The organism is Mesorhizobium sp. M0217 (assembly GCF_040321955.1).
GTDB lineage: Bacteria > Pseudomonadota > Alphaproteobacteria > Rhizobiales > Rhizobiaceae > Mesorhizobium.
The window spans coordinates 199,135-221,210 of record NZ_JAMYSN010000009.1; the positions used below are offsets into that span (position 1 = coordinate 199,135).

General features: G+C 62.2%; 22 protein-coding genes and 3 pseudogenes. 15 read left to right on the top strand and 10 right to left on the bottom strand.

The genetic code is table 11. The annotated features are described in order from the left end of the window. Nucleotides 1-130 precede the first annotated feature (130 nt). From NKJ18_RS17170 to NKJ18_RS17200, 7 genes are all read right to left on the bottom strand, one after another. Nucleotides 131-337 carry a hypothetical protein gene (locus NKJ18_RS17170; protein ID WP_023673164.1) on the bottom strand — a complete coding sequence of 69 codons (207 nt, stop codon included), beginning with the start codon at nucleotides 335-337 and terminating at the stop codon, nucleotides 131-133. A gap of 203 nt (nucleotides 338-540) precedes the next feature. Beyond that, complete coding sequence (locus NKJ18_RS17175; protein ID WP_156941436.1) at nucleotides 541-909, bottom strand: hypothetical protein; 369 nt, start codon at nucleotides 907-909, stop codon at nucleotides 541-543. Between the two features lie 111 nt (nucleotides 910-1,020). Then, a complete protein-coding gene (locus NKJ18_RS17180; protein ID WP_023673162.1) occupies nucleotides 1,021-1,377 on the bottom strand; it encodes a hypothetical protein in 357 nt (118 codons plus the stop codon). 75 nt (nucleotides 1,378-1,452) lie between these two features. Further along, entirely contained in the window at nucleotides 1,453-2,085 is a 633-nt protein-coding gene (locus NKJ18_RS17185) for a DUF4142 domain-containing protein (RefSeq protein WP_023673161.1), read from the bottom strand. Between the two features lie 459 nt (nucleotides 2,086-2,544). Then, a complete protein-coding gene (locus tag NKJ18_RS17190) occupies nucleotides 2,545-2,772 on the bottom strand; it encodes a KTSC domain-containing protein (protein WP_023673160.1) in 228 nt (75 codons plus the stop codon). Nucleotides 2,773-2,809: 37 nt separating this feature from the next. Next, entirely contained in the window at nucleotides 2,810-3,004 is a 195-nt protein-coding gene (locus tag NKJ18_RS17195) for a hypothetical protein (protein WP_023673158.1), read from the bottom strand. 193 nt (nucleotides 3,005-3,197) lie between these two features. After that, nucleotides 3,198-3,383, bottom strand: a complete 186-nt coding sequence (locus NKJ18_RS17200) for a DUF3606 domain-containing protein (RefSeq protein ID WP_023700484.1) — start codon at nucleotides 3,381-3,383, stop codon at nucleotides 3,198-3,200. Between the two features lie 126 nt (nucleotides 3,384-3,509). On the opposite strand from NKJ18_RS17200, the gene NKJ18_RS17205 reads away from it, so the two are divergent. The 5 genes from NKJ18_RS17205 (at nucleotide 3,510) to NKJ18_RS17225 (ending at nucleotide 5,953) form a co-directional block, all read left to right on the top strand. Next, nucleotides 3,510-4,388 (top strand): ATP-dependent DNA ligase, encoded by an 879-nt coding sequence (locus NKJ18_RS17205; RefSeq protein WP_352462975.1) that lies wholly within the window; start codon nucleotides 3,510-3,512, stop codon nucleotides 4,386-4,388. A gap of 71 nt (nucleotides 4,389-4,459) precedes the next feature. Further along, nucleotides 4,460-4,609 carry a hypothetical protein gene (locus tag NKJ18_RS17210; RefSeq protein ID WP_023673151.1) on the top strand — a complete coding sequence of 50 codons (150 nt, stop codon included), beginning with the start codon at nucleotides 4,460-4,462 and terminating at the stop codon, nucleotides 4,607-4,609. Nucleotides 4,610-4,632: 23 nt separating this feature from the next. Continuing rightward, complete coding sequence (locus NKJ18_RS17215) at nucleotides 4,633-4,854, top strand: DUF768 domain-containing protein (RefSeq protein WP_023673150.1); 222 nt, start codon at nucleotides 4,633-4,635, stop codon at nucleotides 4,852-4,854. Continuing rightward, nucleotides 4,851-5,081 carry a DUF768 domain-containing protein gene (locus tag NKJ18_RS17220; RefSeq protein WP_023673149.1) on the top strand — a complete coding sequence of 77 codons (231 nt, stop codon included), beginning with the start codon at nucleotides 4,851-4,853 and terminating at the stop codon, nucleotides 5,079-5,081. The genes NKJ18_RS17215 and NKJ18_RS17220 overlap by 4 nt, the downstream gene beginning before the upstream one ends. A gap of 209 nt (nucleotides 5,082-5,290) precedes the next feature. After that, entirely contained in the window at nucleotides 5,291-5,953 is a 663-nt protein-coding gene (locus NKJ18_RS17225) for an outer membrane protein (RefSeq protein WP_023673148.1), read from the top strand. Nucleotides 5,954-6,528: 575 nt separating this feature from the next. Here the strand turns inward: NKJ18_RS17225 and NKJ18_RS17230 are convergent. After that, nucleotides 6,529-6,720, bottom strand: coding sequence for a hypothetical protein (locus NKJ18_RS17230; protein WP_023673145.1), 192 nt, complete (start codon nucleotides 6,718-6,720; stop codon nucleotides 6,529-6,531). Nucleotides 6,721-6,939: 219 nt separating this feature from the next. Further along, a complete protein-coding gene (locus NKJ18_RS17235; protein ID WP_023673144.1) occupies nucleotides 6,940-7,401 on the bottom strand; it encodes a Ros/MucR family transcriptional regulator in 462 nt (153 codons plus the stop codon). A 269-nt stretch (nucleotides 7,402-7,670) separates the two neighbouring features. Between NKJ18_RS17235 and NKJ18_RS17240 the strand changes: the two genes are divergently transcribed. From NKJ18_RS17240 to NKJ18_RS17285, 10 genes and pseudogenes are all read left to right on the top strand, one after another. Beyond that, a complete protein-coding gene (locus NKJ18_RS17240; protein WP_023686036.1) occupies nucleotides 7,671-8,420 on the top strand; it encodes a Crp/Fnr family transcriptional regulator in 750 nt (249 codons plus the stop codon). Nucleotides 8,421-9,566: 1,146 nt separating this feature from the next. Then, on the top strand, nucleotides 9,567-9,983 hold the full coding sequence (ligD, locus tag NKJ18_RS17245) for a non-homologous end-joining DNA ligase LigD (RefSeq protein ID WP_155927363.1): 417 nt from the start codon (nucleotides 9,567-9,569) through the stop codon (nucleotides 9,981-9,983). 20 nt (nucleotides 9,984-10,003) lie between these two features. Next, nucleotides 10,004-10,602, top strand: a pseudogene (gene ligD / locus NKJ18_RS17250) (non-homologous end-joining DNA ligase LigD). Nucleotides 10,603-10,747: 145 nt separating this feature from the next. Next, nucleotides 10,748-11,715 (top strand): annotated as a pseudogene (locus NKJ18_RS17255) (ArdC family protein). A 69-nt stretch (nucleotides 11,716-11,784) separates the two neighbouring features. After that, nucleotides 11,785-12,105 (top strand): DUF2958 domain-containing protein, encoded by a 321-nt coding sequence (locus NKJ18_RS33005; protein WP_460221719.1) that lies wholly within the window; start codon nucleotides 11,785-11,787, stop codon nucleotides 12,103-12,105. Nucleotides 12,106-12,180: 75 nt separating this feature from the next. After that, a complete protein-coding gene (locus NKJ18_RS17265; protein ID WP_023806499.1) occupies nucleotides 12,181-14,301 on the top strand; it encodes a ParB/RepB/Spo0J family partition protein in 2,121 nt (706 codons plus the stop codon). A gap of 46 nt (nucleotides 14,302-14,347) precedes the next feature. Then, nucleotides 14,348-14,467 (top strand): annotated as a pseudogene (locus tag NKJ18_RS33010) (DUF6117 family protein); the annotation flags it as partial. A gap of 173 nt (nucleotides 14,468-14,640) precedes the next feature. Further along, a complete protein-coding gene (locus NKJ18_RS17275; protein WP_352758960.1) occupies nucleotides 14,641-18,969 on the top strand; it encodes a strawberry notch-like NTP hydrolase domain-containing protein in 4,329 nt (1,442 codons plus the stop codon). Continuing rightward, the gene (locus NKJ18_RS17280) at nucleotides 18,966-20,003 is read left to right on the top strand and encodes a DUF7146 domain-containing protein (protein WP_023690437.1); all 1,038 of its coding nucleotides are present in this window, start codon (nucleotides 18,966-18,968) and stop codon (nucleotides 20,001-20,003) included. Before NKJ18_RS17275 ends, NKJ18_RS17280 begins: the two co-directional genes overlap by 4 nt. Before the next feature lie 340 nt (nucleotides 20,004-20,343). Continuing rightward, on the top strand, nucleotides 20,344-21,264 hold the full coding sequence (locus NKJ18_RS17285; protein ID WP_023690439.1) for a DUF2493 domain-containing protein: 921 nt from the start codon (nucleotides 20,344-20,346) through the stop codon (nucleotides 21,262-21,264). Between the two features lie 262 nt (nucleotides 21,265-21,526). On the opposite strand, the gene NKJ18_RS17290 is transcribed toward NKJ18_RS17285, so the two are convergent. Beyond that, on the bottom strand, nucleotides 21,527-21,850 hold the full coding sequence (locus NKJ18_RS17290) for a nucleotidyl cyclase domain-containing protein (protein WP_352713554.1): 324 nt from the start codon (nucleotides 21,848-21,850) through the stop codon (nucleotides 21,527-21,529). Between the last annotated feature and the right edge of the window lie 226 nt (nucleotides 21,851-22,076).

Here is a 22,076-nt window from a genome sequence, read left to right on the forward strand (position 1 = left end):
TTCGGCGACTTTAACCACCCGCCCAGAACACGGATGGGAGCAGCCTCGGAAAGATCCGCCCACCAGGCAATGAAGCTACGCGAACACCGAGTTCCTCGTCCTTTAGCATCAGCAGACGCTCGTGGATGTCTTACCCGGCATTCTCGCCGGAATGATCGAAGTGGATGGCGAGGCCAAAGGCGAGCGCTCGCTCGGCGATCATATTGACAAGATGGCTTTCGCCGATCGACAGCGCCGGAACGGCCTCTTTCAACGCCTCGAGAGCGTGCCGTATCGACAAAAGACCCCGCCGCTTGCGGCTGCTCACATATTGATCGATCAGGGATTCCAGTGGCATCTGCCTGCCTCCGCTTCGGACAGGATCTCGTAGCGTGGCTGCGGAGCAACAGCATTCACATTGGTTAAGAGATGGCGGCGAACGCCATCATGCATGCCGCCAAAAACAGACGGCGGTGGGGCTGGCTGATTTACCCCGGGTTGGAGCGCTACCCTCGGGTAAGCATGGCACGACCGTCGCGCCGGGTTCGGACATTTTCGGTGCTACTGCTCCGGTACCGCGGAGGTTTGTGGATGGTTGCGTGCCGCCTCGGCGATTTCCGGAATGAATTTCGTCGCGGTGCAGCTTCGGTTTACATTGGCGCGGGCGGTAAATACCTCTTGCCCGCAGACTTGCGAAGCGAGCGCGATCGGCACGTGCACCGCCAGTGGCAACTCGGTCTCAGCCACTCCCAGATGTCTTGCAACCTGTTGCTTCACCTCCGGCCGGCCGAGCGAGACGTCAACGCCGACATCATCCTTGGCGGTCGGCGACGATCCTTGCGCCGGCAGTCGACCCTGCTTGGCTGTTTGCGACGAGTCGCCGGATTGCTGCGCGGGCTGACTTGTCTGCGCAGATGCCTCGACGCCCAAAGTCAGCGAGGCCGCCAGTCCCAAAAAAGCCCGGAGCCCCAAAGACGCAACCCGAAGTCCGAATGTGCTCATTGTCATGTTCCTCACCGTGCGGGGTTCAACCTGGCGCGCTCAGAGTTCGGTGTTGCTTCGGCCTCTTTCGAAGACAGGGATGTCTTCCTCCTCCTCATCATTGTCACCGGTTGGTATGTCCTCGGCGTAGCTGCGGGTCAGTTCCTCGGTTTCGCTTAAGCCGTCGATCGTCTCATTGGCGCGTGCCCCTTCATCATGACGACCGGTAATTTCGCTGCGGGGCCTTGCGCCGATCGGCTGGTCGACATCGTCGGCTCCCCCGAAACCTGGCTCCGCGCCGTGCCTGTCTTCGTGGCCCACGGGGCTGTCCAACACGGCGGCATCCTCCGGGCGAATGGGTTCATCATTGGCGAAGTCACTTCGTCTCGAATGCGAGGTCTCGTTTTGCTTTGGCATGTCAGGTCTCCTGTTCGTTTGGCAAATTCGACGACGCTGGTGCTTGCACGCCGGACTACCTGAGCGACGCACCCTTTAGAGCCTGCATCGACGACCGCTTGAAGGTTGCAGCGTCCCTGGGGGCGGAGGCAGTGCCAGAGGGTTGGCACAGACTCCACAGCGCCGCGAAGAACCAACGTCGTGGCCAGATCCACTCAGCCCTGAGAACCGCTCTTGCTCAGTTGCTGGGCATGTTTGAAATGCTGCCGGATGAGCCGGCGCGGTCTTTTTCGCATGGGCCGCCAAATGTTTTTCCTGACCGTTTTCCGCATAGGAGGTCATCAGCGTCAGGGCTTCCTGGTGCGCTGCAACCTGGGCGTCGACGTAGGCGTTATCGAACGCCCCGCTGCTGTCGTTGCTCAATGCTTCCAATTGGGCAGCATGCTTGCTTGTCATCTCCGGTGCCACTGCGACGTCGTCCTTCTTTGCCGCCGCAATGAGCCGCTTGGAAGAATTCGTGTGGTCCTTGATCATCATGCGAGCGAATTCCTTCACTCGTGATGTCTTCGATTTCCGCAGCGCCAACTCACTCGACTGGATCTCGAACATGTCTGAACTCGCAGCTGCTTTGACAAATTCCTGCGGGGACGTCGTCGCGGTCTGAGCCATTGCCCCCGGGCTGATGAGACCGATGGCGATCGCAGCCAAAAGCACTTTGACGAAATGCATGTTGTGCTCCCAACACGGCCGAGCTGCCGTTGTTCCCCTTTTTGTGACAATAAATACCGGGCGGCAGGCGTAGACCCCGAATGGCTCCTGCTCAGCGCTTTGATCATAGATCCGGCCGTATTGCAGGACCGGTGACTGCGCGGAGCTCAGCGCGGTTCTCCGACAAGGCACTATGATCGCAGAGCAGCCGACCGACTTCGTAAGCCCAGTGGATGCGCAGGAGTGCGCTGTTTGCCGACCCGTCGCCGTGGGTCACGCGTCGTGGCAGACCTGTCCGACAGGTCCATGAAAACTTCTGCAAAACTGCGATGATGATGGGCAAATAGGCCCAGCACCTAGCTTAGTATAATACGCGCCCGCTGGCCCGGCCGGCCGGCTTTTCGTTTGCCCTCGGAACCTGGTCAATTCGCACAGTTGCTCCCCTGCGATGGCGCGGGCCGCCTCGAATCTGAAATTCTGTCAATCGCCCGATGCGGCTGCTGCCCTCCCTGCCGCGAGCCGGAATGCATAACGATTGCGGATGTGGCTGTTAAAATAGACGCCCTTGGCAAAGGCAGCTTTGAACGCGGCAACGGCCTCAGCAGGTACGTCCAAAAACTCGTAATGCTTCCCGCTCGCTACAAACCAAACCGAGAGAACCCTGGTGTTCGGGTCATAGTCGAACTTGCGTATCGAAGTCGACGGCATGGTATGCCATCCAAACTCAGCCGGGTTGGATCGCCAGCTACAGGCTGAAACAGTATTCGAAGACGTGCCCGCGCTTCTCGTCGGCAACCCTGATCCAAATGGGTTCGCTGGTGCGCAGGGTGACGTCGCGCTCCGTCGCTTCCCGCGCCGCCCTGATCGGCGTTGTCGCGTGCACGATGTGGGTAGCCGTCACGGTATCGCCATCCATTTCCTCAACGTGGTATTTCGGCACTTGTGTTCCTAAGCGTCTAGTTCGAGAGGCTGATCGTGATCCGGATCGGCATGATAAGCGACCTGGCGAAAATCGCGCATATCGATCTGTTGCCCGCAAACAGGGCAAGGGAGGAAATGCGCGAGTTCGCTCGCGGGCGGGCCTTCATGTCGGTGCCCAATTATTGGTCTGCCGAGATCCGATAGCCTGGTCATTATTTCCGCAGAGCCTTCGCTTCTCGCTCCAGCGTTTCGCGTTGGTTGCCGTGCTTCGCGATCAATTCCTTGACCTGCTGCGGGGTGATCCCGGCCTTGGCTGCGAAATACTCGACTTCATAATCCTCATCGGCCGAGACCCGGTCCCGATCGCGAAAGTCCCGCTTGCTCTTGTCGTCGGCCATATCGATTCCTCCTTCGCTCATCCCGCAACGCCGAGTTGACGTGTTTGTTGCACCCAAGAGGCTGATTTCCGGTTTCGGAACTATTTTAGCTCAATCTTATTGAATCGCCGGAGGGCGGATCAGTGCATGCGTTTGAAGTTCATCGAGCCGTTGATGCCGACCCTTGTGGAGAACCCTCCCGAGGGTGAAGGCTGGACCCACGAGGTCAAGTTCGACGGCTACCGATCGCAGATGATCATCGATGAAGACGGCACACGCATTTATACGCGCAACGGCCACGACTGGACTGCGAAATATCGCGACCTGGTGGGGGAGGCAAAGAGTCTTGGTGCCGAAAGCGCGATTGTCGACGGTGAGATCATCGTCTTGAACGAAGCTGGCCTTTCGGACTTCGGCGATCTGCGCAAAGCGATCACCCGCCGACAGCAAGACCTCTATTTCGTCGCCTTCGATCTATTGCACCTCAATGGGCACGATCTGCGCGACATGGCGCTTGAGGTGCGGCGCGAGATCCTGGCCAGCATGATCAAGCCCGGGCGGCGTATTCAGTTCAGCGAGCCTCTGCCCGGCGAAGCCAAGGCGATCCTCCACTTGCTCGACCAAGCCGGACTTGAAGGCATGGTGTCGAAGCGGAAGGACAGCAAATACCGCAGCGGTCCGTCAGCCAACTGGCTGAAGGCCAAGTGCTATGCGATCGACGAGTTCGATCTGCTCGGCGTCGAGCGTGAAGCGGGCAAGCCGGCTTTCGCTCTCATGGCCGAGCGGGGCACAGGGCGCTATGTCGGCAGCGCGTTCGTCACCTTGAACCGGGAAATGCGCGAGAGGCTATGGAAACGCGTCCAAGAGCACCCAGGCACGGCGCCCAAGGGCGTCATGAAGCGGCCTGCGACGCAATGGGTCAAGCCGGGGCTGATCGGCCGCGTAAAGCACCTGCGCGGCGAGGATGACCTGCGCCACGCCTCACTGCAGGACTTCCGAGAGGATGACACAGATGGCCGTGGCTAGGAAAGATCAGGAGCGCGCCACCTACGCCTGGATGTACGCCCAAGCGAGCAAGGATGGCAAGGAGACGTGCGGTGCCAGCCTACTGGGGAGAGCATGCCGACGCGTGGCTGCAGGGCTTTGACGGTGAGCCGGTGGCCGCCTTCGGCAAGACCAAGACTGTCAACGACGAAATGGAAGCCGAGGTCGACGAAGCTGCCGTCGAGCGCCCTGCTGGAACCTAACCGCTGGATCGAGCTTAGGCTTCATGAGCACACGCGGCGTCAACTTTCTCGATCGCTGGATCGGCAACAATTTCCCCGAAACGGCTAAAACCGACGCCGTTTCGGTAAGTGAGTACATACACAAATTGTATGCCGACGCTAAAGCCTTGACGATCGAGCGCGAAGAGATCGACGAAGAGGTTGATAGCCTATATCGGACGCTGGTCGATGCCGTCGTGCACTTTGCCCCAGGTGTTTCCGAATGAGCAAGCCGGCCGTCCTATTTTTGAACCAATGGATAAAAAAACACGATCTATCCGACGCCGGTGCGCCGAAAGAGCGAGCGGAGATCGAGCAGCTCGCAAAGCGCCTAATCGCCGACGCGGAGGCTGAGGGGATTGCGGAAAGCGAGCTGACCGAGGCGTTCGACGACAAGGAGGTCGACAGCCTTTATCGTACCCTCCTCGATGTTAATTCTGGGATACCGGAATGAGTGTTCCCGGCCTGAAGGTTCCGGACAGTTTGGGTGGCCGAGCAGTTGCCCACTGTGGCGAGGGGCGATCCGATCGCCACCAGCGAGTTGGCATAAGGTTCTCATGTAAGTGCGGGCGGCCGATTTGAATTCGGCCAACTGTGGCAGAAAAACAACTGCATCAATCGGCGCGCTCTGCTACCAAAAAGGTTAGTTACAGGAGATCACCTATGAAGAAGCTGCTTCTTGGTCTGTCGTTGTCTCTGCTGGCTTCGTCGGCGTATGCTGCCGATGCCATCGTTGCAGAAGCCGCGCCGGTCTTTAGCTGGACGGGTGGGTATGTCGGCCTACAGGCAGGCTATGCTTGGGGGAATGGCAACATAGACGAAATCGGTGGGCCGGGCTTTGTCGACACAGATCCCGACGGGTTCCTTGGTGGCGTCTACGCCGGTTACAACTATCAGATGTCCAATAACATTGTGATTGGCGCGGAGCTGGACGTCGTATATGCGAATGTTGATGGCAGCGGCCAAGTCTTCAGCGCTCCTGGTATCCCGATCCCGGGCGGCATCGCCACCGAAGAACTCAACTGGAGTGCGGCGGCAAGACTGCGCCTAGGATATGCCGTTGATCGCTTTCTTCCTTATATTGCGGGTGGCGTTGCGTTTGGCGATGTCGACATAAGTAATAATGGAGGCGGACCTTCGTTCGGAGATACATTCACAGGATGGACGATAGGCGTGGGCTTGGATTATGCCATGACCGACAATCTGCTGCTGCGAGGCGAGTATCGCTATACCGACTTCGGTACAGAATCCTTTGGTGGTCTGGTCAATGCCGACGTTGATCTGAAGACCAACGAGGTTCGCTTCGGCATCGCCTACAAGTTCTAATCCCCTGATGTCATAATAGCCTGTCGCTCACCGCGACGGGCTTTTTTGTGCAAGAACCGTTTGCGGCGATCCCCTCAACGGAGTTCGCTACCATGGTCAAGACGAAAACCCCTCACAACACGTTTCGCAGGAACAGCTCGCCCGCTTCAAGATCGAGGCGGAACGGCTGCACAAGGCAATCGTCGGCCCGATTGTCGCCGATCTGCGACAATCACCAGGCCGTGCAGGATCCGCATGAAGTGCTGCTCAAGAACGTGAACAATCACCGACAGGGATGCGCTATCCGATGGCCTCTTACAGGTCCGGCGTCGCTGCCTAGTGCTGGATAGGTGGAGTCCCGAGACCGGGGAAGGGCAGCACGTTGCCGCCCGTCCCCCGCCGGCGGCGCAGTTCAACCTCTCGATAGACGAGGATGCCCATCACCATTTCCGCGCTGGCGATTTCCGATCTCGATGGCAACGACTTGAGCTATTGGTGCAGTTGTCGCGTTTCCATGGTCGCAATGTGGCCGGCGATGGCTCGATGCTATCGCCCAAATTCGCCAGTAACCCTGCGGACCTCTGCATAGGCTTGCTCTACAGCCGCGAAAACGTGTTGAGATGCAGACGCGACCTTTGGCCTTCTGCAAAGGCCACGGCATAGGATTCGAGCTTGAATGATCGGGTGAGTTCCTGGTCTTCCTCGATCACGCGGACAAACCACTCGCCACAGGGTTTGCCAACTTCGACACAAGGGCGTGCTTTGCGAATTGGAATTATGTCAGCCATGGCGTTGCCTCCCAGCAATCAGGCCAAGCGGAGATTAACGTCGTAAGCGGCCTACAACAAGAAAAGATTGGGCAGCAATACGAAGCTGAGGTGTGGGCCACAAATGGCCGGCGCCATGGGTTGGGGAACCTGGGTGGGCACCGGCCAAGAGCGGACAGGTCCGCCGCGATGCATACATCGCCGATTGGTGCCGCGGTGGTAATGGTGTGATCGCGGAAGCTACGCTTTAGCCTTAGCCGTCGGCCTTGCCTTGCCCGTTGCAGTTGCCGTGGGCTGCGGTGCCTTCCTACCCAGACCGATCGACTTCGCCATGGCAGACCGTGAGGCCGCATAGTTGGGAGCGACCATCGGATAAGTGGATGGCAAGTTCCACTTCGTTCGATACGCGTCAGGAGTGAGACCGAAATCCACGCGCAGATGTCGCCGAAGGGTTTTGAACCGCTTACCATCTTCAAGACAGATGATGTAATCGGGAAATACTGACCTTTTTGGATTTACCGCAGGCACTGGTTCTTCGGTCGCGGCAGCCACGCGATGGCCAATCCCAGACAGCGACCCGTGCACTGAGGCTATCAGGTCCGCCAAGCCCGCGACCGGCACGGGATTGTTGCTGACGTACGCGGATACCACATCCGCCGTGAGTTCAACCAGTTCAGCGGCGTGGTCGGGGGCGTCGGTCATGGTGTGAGTCCTCGAATTTGAGAACGATCTATTATAGCTGCTGCCGCAGCTGCGCAACTCGAGGCCCGATGATGGGCCGCTTCCCTCGTAAGCACCAATCCTGTTGAGCCTGTGTTTGCCGATGGGGAAAGGACCATCGGAAGCAGTGCCAGACTTATCACAGGTTAAGTCGGTCCGGTGTTTATGATATAAGGTCGGGCATCATTCGCGTTCTGCTGGCCGCGGGTGACTGAGAGACCATAGCGCTCCCGCCCAAACGGAGAGCCGACATGCTTTATCAAAGCCCCTTAACCGCCAAGTTCCATCGTGCCTTCACCCTCACGTCAGGTGAGCGTCAAGCTCTCGACGCGGTAAGAATAAGGATCGTTGCGATTGGCGCAAACCAGAACTTGGTCCGGGAAGGCGACCAGCCGTCCCGGTGCATAATGGTCCTGGCTGGCTTAGCCAGCACCTCGAAGGTAACAGGAGACGGGAAGCGTCAGGTCACTGCTTATCATGTGCCTGGCGACATGCCCGATCTGTTGAGCCTGCACCTCGATCTGTTGGATAGCGACGTTCGAACGGTGAGCGCTTGCAGTGTTGGCTTCATAGATCACTCGGCTATCCGGCTGCTCTGCGAACGCCACCCCAGGCTGGCGGCAAATCTTTGGCGAACGACACTGGTTGATGCATCGATTTTTCGCGAATGGGTGGTCAATGTCGGGAAGCGCCAAGCGCTTGGCCGAGTGGCCCACCTTCTCTGTGAAATCATGCTACGTATGGAAGATGCCGGACTTGCGTCCGATCAAACCTGCGCTTTTGGTGTGACTCAAGCTGACCTTGGCGAGGCGACAGGGCTGTCGGCAGTCCACATCAACCGCACGCTCAAGTCTCTTCGGGAGAAGCACCTTACATCACTTGTGAATGGCCAATTGACCATCCATGATTGGGAAGGACTGGCCTTTCTTGCTGAGTTCCGGCACGATTACCTGCACTCAGCAAGGAACAATAAAACGGCCGAGTTCATGTCAATGCACTGATTGCTCCAGGGAAAAATCGCCAGAAATGCGGATTGGCTCCAAGGGTAGCCGGACCACTTGTTGGCCTTCGCTGGCCATCAGCGGTGCGATCGCCCCCCAACATGGTCAATGCTTTGATGGCGCGTCGAAGCGTTAGCGCAAGGGGTTCACTTGCGCGCAGAGTGCATTCGGATGCTTACCGGCCCACATGGGCGTTGACTGTCCGTATGGCCGTCTGCGTAGCACCATCCATCCCCTCAACGTGATACTTCGGCACTACAGGGTTTCCACCTCTCTTCATGGCTTTCGATTGGCCGCGCGATCGACCAATTTGTGGGCTCAGCCGCATCAATTCGAGCCCCGCTATTGGCTAGCGACTGTGGAAGAGGTTCCTGGGGCACACCATGCCGGCGCCCAAGGGAATAAATCTCGGCGACGCAATGGGTCAAGCCCGGGGCTCATGCGTCGCTGCAGATTTCGGGAGGACGGCGGATATTCGCTTTTCTCCGACCGAAAGCGTGCCAAAGGACGTCGCCAGCTAAACAGCAACCGGCGTTGACGCTTGAGAGCGCCTGGCAGCGTTCACGGTGGCCTGTATGGGCGCTCGACATTTCGCGAGTGGCATGTGTTGCGAGCTTGTTGCAGATCATGTTCGCACCATGCAACGGCAAAACGCCTCATCGAGCGCAATGGAAAAGCCGCATTCTCAGTTCGGTCGAGCGAGCGCTTTCTGCACGAGTTGTGACAGGGGAGGGCCTGTCAGGCTTGGAATTCACAAGCTGCAACGCAATTGAGGAAGAAGCCGAAAGGGTGCAAGACCAGATCGATTTCTTGCAGCCAAACTCGGCTCTGGTGTGGTTCAATCCTGTTTGCATCATCGCGGATCAGCGGTCGGACTGTCGAGAACTGAACTGCGCGATCTCAGCCGGTGGGCTTCGAACCAAAACATGCGGACCACCGCGGACGGGGACAGTCGGTCCCGCGTCCCGTCCTGCGGCCGGCGCTATGCTGACGCTCCTACGGCTGTCCTGTTCACCGCCCGCGGCGGGGGGCGAATTTCCTCCGTCCTGCGCGTGACAATTGTCCGCTGTTGCGGCCGCGCGCAGGACTGCGGCTTATGCGCCGTTCTTCCTTGAGCGCCGACGGTCGCCGGCGCGGTGCTTGGGCATGGAACCGAATCCCAGGCAGCGTATTGACATGTATCCGAGTTCCTCATGTCCGAGTAGACGGCACTCTCAACAAAAGGCGCAAACGGCCCAGAGACTCGGCCAATCTCGATCCGGCAACGAGATCGCCGCTGCTGTCGGCGTCAAGCTGACGCATCCGGACAAGGTCATGTATCCAGGCACCAAGGTGACCAAATCCACGCTCGCCGCCTACTACGCAGTGGTCGCCGAGAAGATGCTGCCGCACATTCAGGATCGGCCGCTGTCGCTGGTGCGCGATACTCACGGCGACCTGCAGCAGACCTTCTTTCAGAAGCACAACCTGCCAGGCGTGCCCAGGGCCATCCATGATGGCCACTTGGAGAAGGTGTCCGGTAAGGAAAGCCGCATCTCGTGGTCGATGACTTGGCTGGGCTGATCGCGGGCGTCCAGACGAACGTGCTCGAATTCCACATCTGGGGAAGCCGTCGCCAGCAGCCGGATCTGCCGCACCGCATGATCTTCGACATCGACCCCGACAGGGCTTGGGCTTTGCTGCCGTCAAGCAGGCAGCCCTCGACATTCGGAGCATTCTGGAAGCGCTTGGATTGCAGTCGTGGCCGTTGCTGTCCGGCGGCAAGGGCGTTCATGTGGTCGTCCTGCTCCTCCCGGAGGCAGACTGGGACGAGGTCAAGAGCTTCTGCCAGGACTTCGCCGAACTGCTGGCCCGTACAGATCCGTCGCGCTTCGTCGCCAATATGAGCAAGGCGAAGCGCAAGGGCCGAATGTTTCTCGATTACCTGCGCAACGGCCAGGGCTCCACTGCAATCTGCCCCTGGTCGACTCGGGCACGCGCGGGGGCGTCGTGCGCGGTGCCTGTCAGCTGGGATGAGTTGCCCACCTGCGAAAAACGCCAACGGCTTCGATGTCTTCGCCGCCGCCGCGCGGGCTCAGGTGCGCGAAGCCTGGGAAGGTTATTTCGACGTCGCACAAACGCTTACCGACCGCATTCGGCACGCAGTCCGGCAGCAATAACCATAGGTCAGCGACACTACTGATTGGCGCGGACCGCCTTTGCCCCAAGTCCGGGAGCGTCCCCCTTCGAGGCCTGGGCTAGCCTCTAGAGCGAGAGTACGGACCGGTTTGCCGTGACGGGTTGAGAGCTGGAGGAGAGGCCTCCGGCGCCCGTCGCGGAGAAACCAGATGTCCAGACATTACGCTCGCGCCGGCGCCGACCGGGCAAGCCTCTATGATGACATCACCAACAAGATCATCGCCGAGCTGGAGGCTGGGCGCTTTCCCTGGGTGCCCTGGGGCACGGCGGCGGAGCAAGCACCCCTCGCCATGCCGGCCAATGCCGCCTCTGGCCGTGCCTATTCGGGGATCAACGTGCTGATCCTGTGGGGTGCGGTCGTCGAGCATGGCTTTCCCGTCCAGGGCTGGCTGACTTTCCGCCAGGCGCTATCGCTGGGCGGCCATGTCCGCAAGGGCGAACACGGGACCACCGTCGTCTATTCTGACCGCTTCATCCCTGACGACGAGAAGAAACGCGCGCGGGAGACCGGCGAGGCAGCACGGGCCATACAGTTTCTGAAGCGCTTCACCGTCTTCAACGTCGCGCAATGCGAAAATCTGCCCGACGATCTGGCGGTGTTTCCGCCCGCACCAGAGCCCGGACTGATCGAACCGGCCGTCGAGGCACTGATCAAGGCGACAGGGATCGATTTCCGCATCGGCGGCAATAGCGCCTATTATGTGCCGGCGCACGACTACGGCAGGTGCCGCCTCCGCAGGCGTATTTCGAGACCATTGACTGGCACCGCACCGCCCTGCACGAGCTTGGCCATGCGACCGGCCATCCCTCCCGCGTCGGCCGTGACCTCGGCTGCGCCTTCGGCACAAAGCGATATGCTTTCGAGGAACTGGTCGCCGAAATGAACGCAGCCTTCTGCTGCGCCTCGCGAGGTATTGCGCCGACCGTGCGCCACGCCGATTACCTGGCCTCCTGGCTCGACGTCCTGCGCGAAGACAACCGAGCCATCGTGCGTGCCGCCTCCCAAGCCAGCAAGGCAGCCGACTGGTTGCTCGCCTTCCTTCCGCAACCCGACAACGGAACCAGGGCAGGGCCCGCCAGCGTCGATGAGGTCGAAATCGAGAAGAGGGCGGCATGATCGTTCTCACCGAGGAACTGCGCGTGCCTGCTCGCCAATAGCCGCGATCGCGACGCCGAACACGTACGGGTGGTGAAGCTCTTCAAATCAACTCGGCGAAGGAATTGGCTCGCAACCGCGCTCGAGATGACGTCGATCCGGCTGCCTTTCGGCATCGGCATCGAGCGGGACATGCTCTTTGGCACCGACCTGCCGATTTCCGTCTGGGCAGAGGCGGTCCGCCGGGGCGGAAACCTTCGCGACGCCGAACGCAACTCGACCATGCCGGCCAATCTGGCCGAGACGGCGAGTGAGATCTCAGCTTGTAATCCGCAAGCCGCAGATGCGCAGTCGTGTCTGCGGCCCTGTCCCCACCTCTGGATCTTCGGTGCGGCTCAGTCCTCAGAGTGAGAGGGCTGCGCCCGTCTTTTTTGACGGGTTTGGAGGACGAGAGAGTTTCGGCCGCCCGTCGCGGAGATAGTCCACATGGCTACGCCCAAGCAGAAGATCACCCTCAACGCTTCACGTGACATCCCCTTCAACAAGCTGATGCTGAGCCAGTCCAATGTCCGGCGCATCAAGCGCGGGGAAACCATAGAGGACCTCGCCGCGTCGATCGCCCGGCGCGGCCTGCTCCAGAGCCTCAACGTCCGGCCAGTGTTGGACGGCGAGGGCAACGAGACCGGCATGTTTGAGGTGCCGGCTGGCGGGCGCCGCTATCGCGCGCTGGAACTGCTGGTCAAGCAGAAGCGCATAAGCAAGACCGAGCCAGTTCCCTGCGTCATAAGCGACGCCCACAGCGCGGTCCCGATCGAGGAGGACTCGCTGGCCGAGAATTTTCAGCGCGAAGATTTACATCCGCTCGACATGTTTCGCGCCTTCCAGACACTTCATGACCAGGGCGCGAGCCATGAGGAGATTGCCGCACGCTTCTTCGTCTCCGCAACATTCGTGCAGCAGCGCCTCAGGCTGGCCAGGGTTTCGGCCAAGCTGCAGGAGATTTACGAGCAGGATGGCATGAAGCTCGAGCAGCTCATGGCGTTCACCGTGACCGACGATCACGCCCGTCAGGAGCAGGTCTGGGAGGCGCTCGAAAACTCCTGGTCGAAGGAGCCGCAGCAGATCCGGCGCCTGCTGACGGAGACCACTGTGCGGGCAAGCGATCGCCGGGCGCTGTTCGTCGGTGTCGACGCGTATGTCGCTGCCGGCGGCGTGGTGCTGCGCGACCTGTTCGAGGCCGACAATGGCGGCTGGCTGCAGGACCCCGCTCTGCTCGACCGCTTGGTCGGCGATAGGCTGAAGTCGATCGCCGACGAGATCGCGGCGGAGGGCTGGAAGTGGATCGTGGTCGATGCCGATCTGCCCTACGGGTACAATCACGGTCTGCGGGCAATCGCTGGCACCCCCGTCGGTCTGACCGACGCGGAGCGGGCGGAACGCGAAGCCCTGCGGGCGGAGTACGACCGGCTGGAAGCCGAGTATGGCGAATCCGACGAACTCCCCGACGATGTCGATCAGCGCCTCGGTCAAATCGAGACCGCGCTTGAGGCCTTCGAGAGCCGGCCGATGCACTACGATGGGGCCGAGATCGCCCGCGCCGGTGTGTTCATCAGCATCGATCGTGATGGCGATCTCGTCGTCGATCGGGCCCATGTGCGCCCCGAGGACGAAGCGATGCAGGCGGTCGACGGCCACTCGGCCGAGCCAGGTTGCGCCACCGAGAACGAAGACAGCAGACACAATCCTTCGGCCCGCGCGATTATCACCATCGGCGCGCAGGCGTCCGAGCCTGAGGAGGATGACGGCGACACCATCAAGCCGCTACCCGAGCGCCTGGTCATCGAACTTACTGCCCATCGCACGTTGGCGCTGCGCAACGCACTGGCCGAGAACCAGCATGTGGCCATCACGGCGCTCTTGCACCGGCTCGTCCTCGACACCTTCGGTCAGCGTTCCGCCATCGGCTGCGTCGAGGCCTTCGTCCGACATGTCCACTTGCCGTGGCAGGACGTCGGTCTCAAGGACAGCCCTGCGGCCAAGGCCGTCCATGAGCGCCATGAGGCATGGAAGAGCGACATTCCACTGGATGACGACGAGGCCCTATGGGCGTGGCTCGACGGACTCGATGAAGCAAGCCGGCAGACGCTGCTGGCGCATTGCGTCAGCTATGGGATCAACGCCTTGTTCGAACGACCCAATCCCTACGGCAGCGGCGTTTCCCAGCATGGACTCGATCAGCGCCGGCGTGAAGCCGATCGGTTGTCCCGTGCCACCGGGCTTGACATGGTAGATGCCGGCTGGCGGCCGACGGTGGATAACTATCTCGGTCGCGTCACCAAGTCCCGCATTCTCGAAGCCGTGCGCGAAGGCGCCGGCGACCAGGCCGCCCAGCTTATCGACCATCTCAAGAAGGCCGACATGGCCAAAGAGGCCGAGCGCCTCCTGGCCGATAGTGGCTGGCTACCCGAACCGCTCCGCCTTCGCGGCAATGACGCCGCCCGGCCGAATGTGGGCGAGGAAGCTGACCTCCCCGAATTCCTGGCCGGTGATGACGAGGACGGCTCGGCCACCCATGAGACTGCCGCACACGCGGTCGCCGCCGGATAGCACCGTCGGCGGAGTGGCGCGGGTCGCTCGGCCCTTTCTTCTTCACTACGAGTTCACGCCGTTCGCTCATCTTGCCGACGGCAATCCCTATGATGCCTACCTGCCGCCCGATCCCGACAGCGCCAATGGTTTCCTACAGAAGTCGGGGCCTGACGGCGGAATATGATCGAGATCGGTTGATACCGGCAAGCGCTCCACCTCATGGCGGGGCGCTTGTTTCATTTTGGCTTCGGTGGAGGCCAGAGAGGGAGAGGCGAGCCGGGATGGTTTTGAATCCGCACGGTCCAGAGAGAGCGCCGCGCGGCTCGATCCTGTCCCCGCTCTCCCGAGGTTCACACCATGTACATGATCTCGCCCGCTGTGGCAGTTCCCGCAGCCGCGCCGCTCCCGCTCCCCCAAACCGGTGCAGCCGGCGCTATCTTCGCCGCCGCCGGCCTTCTGCTTCCCCATCTCGAGCGCGGCGACAGCATCGACGCGCCAAAGTTGCGCGCGGCGATGGAAGCCGCATTCGGCGCCTCCGACGCCGCCGGCGCCTGGGACTGGAAGCAGGCCTACGATGCCTGCGAGGCTGCGACGGTCCTTTTCCTGCGCAAGTACGGAAAGGCGTTGTTCCGCAAGGCCGCGTCTCCGGCTCTCCGGCTGTCAGCATTGTCGAAGATCGCCCGGCTCATGCCGACGCATACCCGCCGATCCGAAGAAGCACAGACCTTCCAGCAGTTCTCGACGCCGATTCCGCTCGGCATGGTCGCCGCAACGGCCGCTGCCATCACGCCGGCCGACCGTGTGCTGGAGCCTTCCGCCGGCACCGGGCTGCTCGCCATCCTGGCCGAGATAGCCGGCGCCTCGCTCATTCTCAACGAGCTTGCCGAAACCCGCGCGGCACTTCTCTCCGGCCTCTTTCCGGCCGTCTGCGCCAGCCGCTTCGACGCCGCCCAGATCGACGACCATCTCTATCCCGGCGCCGTGCCCAGCGTGGTGCTGATGAACCCGCCCTTTTCGGTCATGGCCAACGTCGAGGGCCGCATGGCCGACGCGGCCTGGCGGCACATCGCCTCGGCCCTGGCGCGCCTTGCGCCCGGCAGGCGGCTGGTGACGATTACCGGTGCGAACTTCGCGCCCGACCACCCGGCCTGGACCGCCGCCTTTACTCGCCTGCAGGAACGTGGCCGCATCGTCTTCTCCGCCGCCATCGACGGCTCGGCCTACGCCAAGCATGGCACGACCTTTCCGACACGCCTCACCGTCATCGACCGGGTGCCGGCGGACGATCCGGACGTGTTCCCGGCAGATCAGGGCGTTGCCCCGGATGCCGCGACGCTGATCGCATGGGTCGGCGAGCATGTGCCGGCACGGCTGCCGGTCACCATACCCGCAGGTGCAACTCCCACATCGTCGTCGGCCGCACCCCGCACAGTGCGCGGCTATCTTGGTCCCACGGCAAGAATAACACCGCGGCCACCGCTCACTGATCCCGATGCCGTTGAGCTCGCCTATCAGGTGCTCGACTGGAAGGCCGCCGAGGGCGGCCACATCAGCGACGCCATCTACGAGGACTACGCGCTTCAGGCGATCCGCATTCCCGGCGCGCAGCCGCACCCCACCCAACTCGTGCAATCGGCGGCCATGGCCTCGGTCGCGCCGCCCAAGCCGAGTTATCGGCCGCGCCTGCCGAAGAACGTCCTTGACCTGCTCTCGGACGCGCAGCTCGAGACCGTCATCTATGCGGGCGATGCTCACGCCGAGTATCTCGCCGGCGCCTGGACGCTCGACGATACCTTTGACGTAATTAGCGCGGCGGCAGATGACGCGGCGCGGGCCGTGCGCTTCCGGCAAGGCTTCATGATCGGCGACGGTACCGGTGTAGGCAAGGGCCGCGAGTCCGCCGCCGTAATCCTAGACAATTGGATGCAGGGCCGTCGCAAGGCCGTCTGGATCTCCAAGTCAGACAAGCTCATCGAGGATGCGCAGCGCGACTGGTCCGCGCTCGGCATGGAGCGCTTGCTGGTCACCCCGCTCTCCCGCTTCCCGCAGGGCAGGCCGATCACGCTGGCGGACGGCATCCTGTTCACCACCTATGCCACGCTGCGGTCCGACGATCGCGGCGAGAGGCTTTCGCGGGTCAAGCAGATCGTCGAATGGTTGGGTCCGGATTTCGATGGGGTCATCATCTTCGACGAGGCGCACGCCATGCAAAATGCCGGTGGCGGCAAGAGCGAACGCGGCGACGCCGCTCCCTCCCAGCAAGGCCGTGCCGGCCTGAGGCTACAGCACGCCCTGCCGAATGCCCGCATCGTCTATGTGTCGGCGACTGGCGCCACCACCGTGCACAATCTCGCCTATGCCCAGCGGCTCGGCCTCTGGGGCGGCGAGCATTTTCCATTCTCGACCCGCGCCGAGTTCGTCGAGGCGATCGAGGCTGGCGGCGTGGCGGCGATGGAAGTACTGGCACGCGACCTCAGGGCACTTGGCCTCTATACCGCCCGCTCGCTCTCTTTCAACGGTGTCGAATACGAACTGCTCGAGCATGAGCTGACGCCCGAACAGGTCCGCATCTATGACGCGTACGCTGGGGCCTTCGGCGTCATCCACAACAATCTCGATGCTGCGATGCAGGCGGCCAACATCACCGGCAGCACCGGCACGCTCAATGCCCAGGCCAAGTCGACCGCGCGCAGCGCCTTTGAAAGCGCCAAGCAGCGCTTCTTCGGCCATTTGTTGACCAGCATGAAGACACCGACCCTGATCAAATCCATCACCGGCGATCTGGAGGAGGGCCATGCGGCCGTTGTCCAGATCGTCTCGACGGGTGAGGCGCTCATGGAGCGGCGGCTGGCCGAGTTGCCGACCGAGGAATGGAACGATGTTCGCGTCGACATCACGCCGCGCGAATACGTCCTCGACTACCTCGCTCATTCCTTCCCGGTGCAGCTCTACGAGCCCTTCACGGATTCGGAGGGCAATCTGTCGTCGCGCCCGGTCTACCGCGATGGCCAGCCGGTCGAGAGCCGCGAGGCGGTCGCCCGGCGCGACGAGCTGATCGCGAAACTCGCCAGCTTGACGCCTGTCCCCGGCGCGCTCGACCAGATCGTCCAACATTTCGGCGCGGACCTCGTCGCCGAAGTCACTGGCCGCTCGCGCCGCATCGTGCGCAAGCGCGACCGCCTGGTCGTCGAGCACCGAGCAGGGTCGGCAAATCTGGCCGAGGCGCAGTCCTTCATGGACGATCAGAAGCGCGTTCTGGTGTTTTCCGACGCCGGCGGGACGGGTCGTTCCTACCATGCCGAACTCTTGGCACGGAACACGCGGCTGCGTGTGCATTATCTGCTCGAAGCCGGGTGGAAGGCCGACACCGCCATCCAGGGCCTGGGCCGCACGCATCGGACCAATCAGGCGCAGCCGCCGCTGTTCCGGCCGATCTCGACCAATGTGAAGGCGGAAAAGCGCTTCCTCTCGACGATCGCCCGCCGTCTCGACACGTTGGGCGCAATCACGCGCGGCCAGCGCCAGACCGGTGGCCAAGGGCTGTTCCGGCCAGAGGACAATCTTGAAAGCCACTATGCCGGCGATGCCTTGCGGCAGCTCTATCTCCTGATCGTACGCGGCAAGGTCGAGGGTTGCACACTCCAGCGTTTCGAGGCGGCGACCGGTCTCAAGCTGATGGACAACAACGGCATCAAGGACGAGTTGCCGCCGATCACCACCTTCCTCAATCGCCTGTTGGCGCTGACCATCGAAGTGCAGGGCGTGCTGTTCGGCGCCTTCGAGCAGCTTCTGGCCGCTCGGATCGGTGGCGCCATCGCCTCGGGCACCTATGACACCGGGCTGGAGACCCTGCGGGCCGAGAGCTTCGTCATCACCGACCGGCAGGTCATCTACGCCCATCCGCGCACCGGCGCCGAAACGCGGCTGCTGACGATCACCCAGCGCAAGCGCAATCGGCCCGTCATGCTCGATGCGGCGCTCCATCACCTTCGCGATTTGCGCGCCATCCTACTGATCAACGAGCAATCTGGCCGCGCCGCCGTGCAGATCCCAACCACCAGCATCATGCTCGACGACGGCGAGATCGAGCCGCGGGTCCGCCTGATCCGGCCAATGGAAGGCCAGAACATGCCGCTCAAGGCTATGGGCGAAACCCGCTGGGTCGAGGCCCACCGTGAAGCTTTCGCTGCAGCATGGAATGCGGAGGTCGCCGAGACTCCCGAGTTTGCCGATGCCGTGCTGCACATGGTGACGGGCCTGTTGTTGCCGATCTGGAAGCGTCTGCCAAACGAGTCGACCCGCGTTTTTCGACTTCAGACCGACGAGGGCGAGCGCATAGTTGGTCGCCTTGTCACGCCGGCCTGGGCCGCCAACGCCACGGTGACAGGCGTCGCATCGCTATCGCCCGAGCAGGCGCTCGCGGCGCTGATCGACGGGCGGACGATCCTTGATCTCGCCGAGGGTCTCCAGCTTCGCCGCAGCCGCGTCATGGGCGCGTGGCGCATCGAACTGTCGGGCTTCACCGACATGATGCGGGAGCGCCTCACCGCCTACGGTCTCTTCCACGAGATCATTTCGTGGAAGCTCAGGATGTTCGTGCCGATCGACGCCAACGGGCTCGCCGTGCTGGAGCGCGTGCTCGACCGCTTCCCAATCGAGCGGGTCAGTGAGCGGGAGGCTGCATGATTCCGCGTCACGCTGCATCCGACCTCGCACACCGCCTCGCCGAACATGCCGAGGCGGTGTGCCGCCACTACCTCTCCAATGGCCGTCGCCAGGGCAACTATTGGAGCGTCGGCGACGTCCGCAATGCGCCGGGCCGCTCGACGTTCGTGCGTCTGCAGCCATCCCCGAAGGGACCGCCAGGCAAATGGACCGACGCCGCTACCGGCGAGCATGGCGACCTGCTCGACGTCATCCGCGAATCCCTCGGACTGGTCAACTTCCGGGACGTCGCCAATGAGGCGCGCCTGTTTCTCGCTATGCCAGATGCCATGCCACCCCGACCGGCCGCGCCGATCACGCAGGTCCCCATTGGATCTCCGGAAGCGGCTCGCCGACTGGTCGCCATGTCGAAGCCCATTATCGGCACCCTCGTGGAAACCTATTTGCGTGGACGTGGCATTGCGACTTTGTCCGGCACCGGATCGCTGCGGTTCCATCCGCGCTGCTACTACCGGCCCGGCGATCATGGACCGACCGAGACCTTGCCGGCAATGATCGCTGCTGTCACCGACCTTGATGGACATTTGACCGGCGCGCACCGCACCTGGCTCGCACCGGACGGCACCGGGAAGGCGCTCGTCGACACGCCGCGTCGCGCAATGGGTGACCTTCTGGGTCACGCCGTCCGCTTCGGTGCACCCGGCAGCGTCATGGCGGCAGGCGAGGGCATTGAGACGACGCTGTCGCTCAGATGCGCCTTGCCCGATATGGCGATGGCTGCGGCACTCTCGGCAGCCCATCTAGCCGCCATCCTGTTCCCGCCAACCCTGCGCCGGCTCTATGTCATCCGCGACAACGATCCGGCCGGTGACGGTGCCCGCGACAGCCTGCTCGAGCGCGCGACGGACGCCGGAATCGATGCAATCGTGCTGTCGCCAGCGATGCAAGACTTCAACGAAGACCTCAGCCGCTTCGGACTTGCGGCCTTCCGGGCCTCGATTGCAGACCAGCTCATGCGCAAAGATCGCATCCGATATCTGACACAGGCGGCATGAGCCGGGAGGGGAAGCGCGCGGCGCACGGTGCCGGTGCGGCGCATGGATGAGTGACCCGCCGGCAGAGACCCGAGACCCGGCCTTCGAGAGGGCGATCGGCCCACGAACTGGCCGGCCAGGCAATGGCGGCGGCCGACTATTTTCCGGCGCGCGCGACTGGTCGCGAATGGCAGCGATCGGGCGCGACGCCTTTCCATCGCGAGGCAAAATAGTCGGCCGCCGCCATCCTCCGCTGCGCTCCGGCCCTCCGCATCGCTGCGGGTGTCGGACCGTCCCGCCCGTGGGCTCTCGTCGCCATGAAGGCCGCGAGGGTCGCGGTCAAACCGACGGGAGCATCCCCATGAGAGAGCACGACGACACTGAACCGCACCACGCCGCTTCTGCGACCGATCACATCCTCACCGAACTCCAGCTCTATGGCTGGCGACCATTTGCGGACGAGCCCGATCCGCGACCGCTCCCCGGTGGCGACCAAGTGGCCGGAGCCGTGGCCGACATCTTTGACGCCCTCATCGTCACCCTGGCTGACACGCGCCTCGAACCCGACCTCGATGACTTGCTCTGGTCCCTCACCAATGTCTTCCACCGAGCTGTACAACGGATCGAGCGGCAACTGGAAGACAACGAGCAGGCCCAGCGCTGTCTGCAGCGCGAACAGGATGGCAGCGAGATCAAGGCGGTTGAACTCGAGACACTCACCGCCCAGGGCCAGACCATGATCGAACGGCGGGGCGCCTTCGAGCTCATGCGTGACCAGGCCGCCGAACACTACGATCAGTACACCGGTTCTGCCTGGCGACCGCGCACGGGGTCGATGGTAAACCACCACCATCTCACCGCCGCAATGATCGATAGCCGCGACTTCCTCGCGGCCAGGCGGCGCGCGGAAACCGAGGTCATGTTGCCGGCCGGCCCCAAGATCGCCTTCTCCGGCGGCGATACCGCCGATCACGAGATGATCTGGGCAAAGCTCGACCAAATCCGCGCCAAGCACCCCGACATGGTGCTGATGCACGGCGGATCACGCAAAGGCGCTGAAAAGATCGCCGCCCGCTGGGCCGATCATCGCAAGGTGCCGCAGGTCGCCTTCAAGCCCGACTGGAGCAGACACGCCAAGGCCGCTCCCTTTAAGCGCAACGACCAGATGTTGGCGGTCATGCCGATCGGCGTCATCATCTTTCCCGGCACCGGCATTCAGGAGAACCTCGCCGACAAGGCCCGCAAGCTCGGCATCCCGGTCTATCGATTAGGCGGCTCGTGAGCGCCCCCTTTGACCCTAGATCTTAGTCCAGGTTGGTCACCGCTATTCCACAATCTCACCGATGTGGAGGTATGTCTTTCACGACGCGAACGGCGGCTTCGCGCCTCATGACAGTCGGTTCCCCGGTTCAGTCCATTCACCAAAAGCGGGCGTCGCCAAACGGCCAGCCCTCAGGCTGTTATGTTCGCGGCAAATGCTCAGCTGGGCCGAATGGATGAGGCGCGACGATACCAGGCAAAATTCTGGGCACTCCGCCGGACTGTCACGAGTCCTCGAAGCGCAGGCCGATCTTTCCCGCTGCATGTTCCTGCACGCGTTCGGAAAAGCAGATCCTGCCAGGCTCGGCGATCCTCTCCAGACGCGCGGCGATGTTGACCCCCGCGCCCAAGACGTGACCGTCCTGTTCGATGATGTCGCCGACGATCTTGCCGCGATGCGTGGCAATACAGGGATCGAGGTGGTCACGTTGATGGCTGTTCAAGCGCTCGAGGGCACCTTCTTCGTCAGCGCCCATCAGTTGACTGTACCCGGCGAGGTCAGCCGCAAGGATCGCCGAGAGCTTGCGCTCGACCCGACCGATTTCCATCCAGTCCCTCTGCAAGGCGTCAGGATCATATTTGCCCAGGTCAAGCGATCCAAGTCCGCTCTTCCGGTTTTCTTTGGGATCGCGTCAACCATGTCGGGCGCACCCGTTCGTACGGAGCAACTGGCGCTCCGCACGAGGGACAGGGCAACTCACTGGTGACTGGGTGCGTGCCTGACGAAGCTCTTCGTTTCGGCTGAGATAAATGCTCTCACTTACGGAACATCGC

Excerpts from the sequence above, each read along its gene's own strand:
- NKJ18_RS17280 (WP_023690437.1), top strand. The coding sequence starts at position 18,966 with ATGATTCCGCGTCACGCTGCATCCGACCTCGCACACCGCCTCGCCGAA.
- NKJ18_RS17265 (WP_023806499.1), top strand. The coding sequence starts at position 12,181 with ATGGCTACGCCCAAGCAGAAGATCACCCTCAACGCTTCACGTGACATC.
- ligD (WP_155927363.1), top strand. The coding sequence starts at position 9,567 with ATGGAACCGAATCCCAGGCAGCGTATTGACATGTATCCGAGTTCCTCA.
- NKJ18_RS17170 (WP_023673164.1), bottom strand. The coding sequence starts at position 337 with ATGCCACTGGAATCCCTGATCGATCAATATGTGAGCAGCCGCAAGCGG.
- NKJ18_RS17220 (WP_023673149.1), top strand. The coding sequence starts at position 4,851 with ATGAGCAAGCCGGCCGTCCTATTTTTGAACCAATGGATAAAAAAACAC.
- NKJ18_RS17190 (WP_023673160.1), bottom strand. The coding sequence starts at position 2,772 with ATGCCGTCGACTTCGATACGCAAGTTCGACTATGACCCGAACACCAGG.
- NKJ18_RS17205 (WP_352462975.1), top strand. The coding sequence starts at position 3,510 with ATGCGTTTGAAGTTCATCGAGCCGTTGATGCCGACCCTTGTGGAGAAC.
- NKJ18_RS17275 (WP_352758960.1), top strand. The coding sequence starts at position 14,641 with ATGTACATGATCTCGCCCGCTGTGGCAGTTCCCGCAGCCGCGCCGCTC.
- NKJ18_RS17230 (WP_023673145.1), bottom strand. The coding sequence starts at position 6,720 with ATGGCTGACATAATTCCAATTCGCAAAGCACGCCCTTGTGTCGAAGTT.
- NKJ18_RS17185 (WP_023673161.1), bottom strand. The coding sequence starts at position 2,085 with ATGCATTTCGTCAAAGTGCTTTTGGCTGCGATCGCCATCGGTCTCATC.
- NKJ18_RS17215 (WP_023673150.1), top strand. The coding sequence starts at position 4,633 with ATGAGCACACGCGGCGTCAACTTTCTCGATCGCTGGATCGGCAACAAT.
- NKJ18_RS17200 (WP_023700484.1), bottom strand. The coding sequence starts at position 3,383 with ATGGCCGACGACAAGAGCAAGCGGGACTTTCGCGATCGGGACCGGGTC.
- NKJ18_RS17180 (WP_023673162.1), bottom strand. The coding sequence starts at position 1,377 with ATGCCAAAGCAAAACGAGACCTCGCATTCGAGACGAAGTGACTTCGCC.
- NKJ18_RS17235 (WP_023673144.1), bottom strand. The coding sequence starts at position 7,401 with ATGACCGACGCCCCCGACCACGCCGCTGAACTGGTTGAACTCACGGCG.
- NKJ18_RS17225 (WP_023673148.1), top strand. The coding sequence starts at position 5,291 with ATGAAGAAGCTGCTTCTTGGTCTGTCGTTGTCTCTGCTGGCTTCGTCG.
- NKJ18_RS17240 (WP_023686036.1), top strand. The coding sequence starts at position 7,671 with ATGCTTTATCAAAGCCCCTTAACCGCCAAGTTCCATCGTGCCTTCACC.
- NKJ18_RS17290 (WP_352713554.1), bottom strand. The coding sequence starts at position 21,850 with ATGGAAATCGGTCGGGTCGAGCGCAAGCTCTCGGCGATCCTTGCGGCT.
- NKJ18_RS17285 (WP_023690439.1), top strand. The coding sequence starts at position 20,344 with ATGAGAGAGCACGACGACACTGAACCGCACCACGCCGCTTCTGCGACC.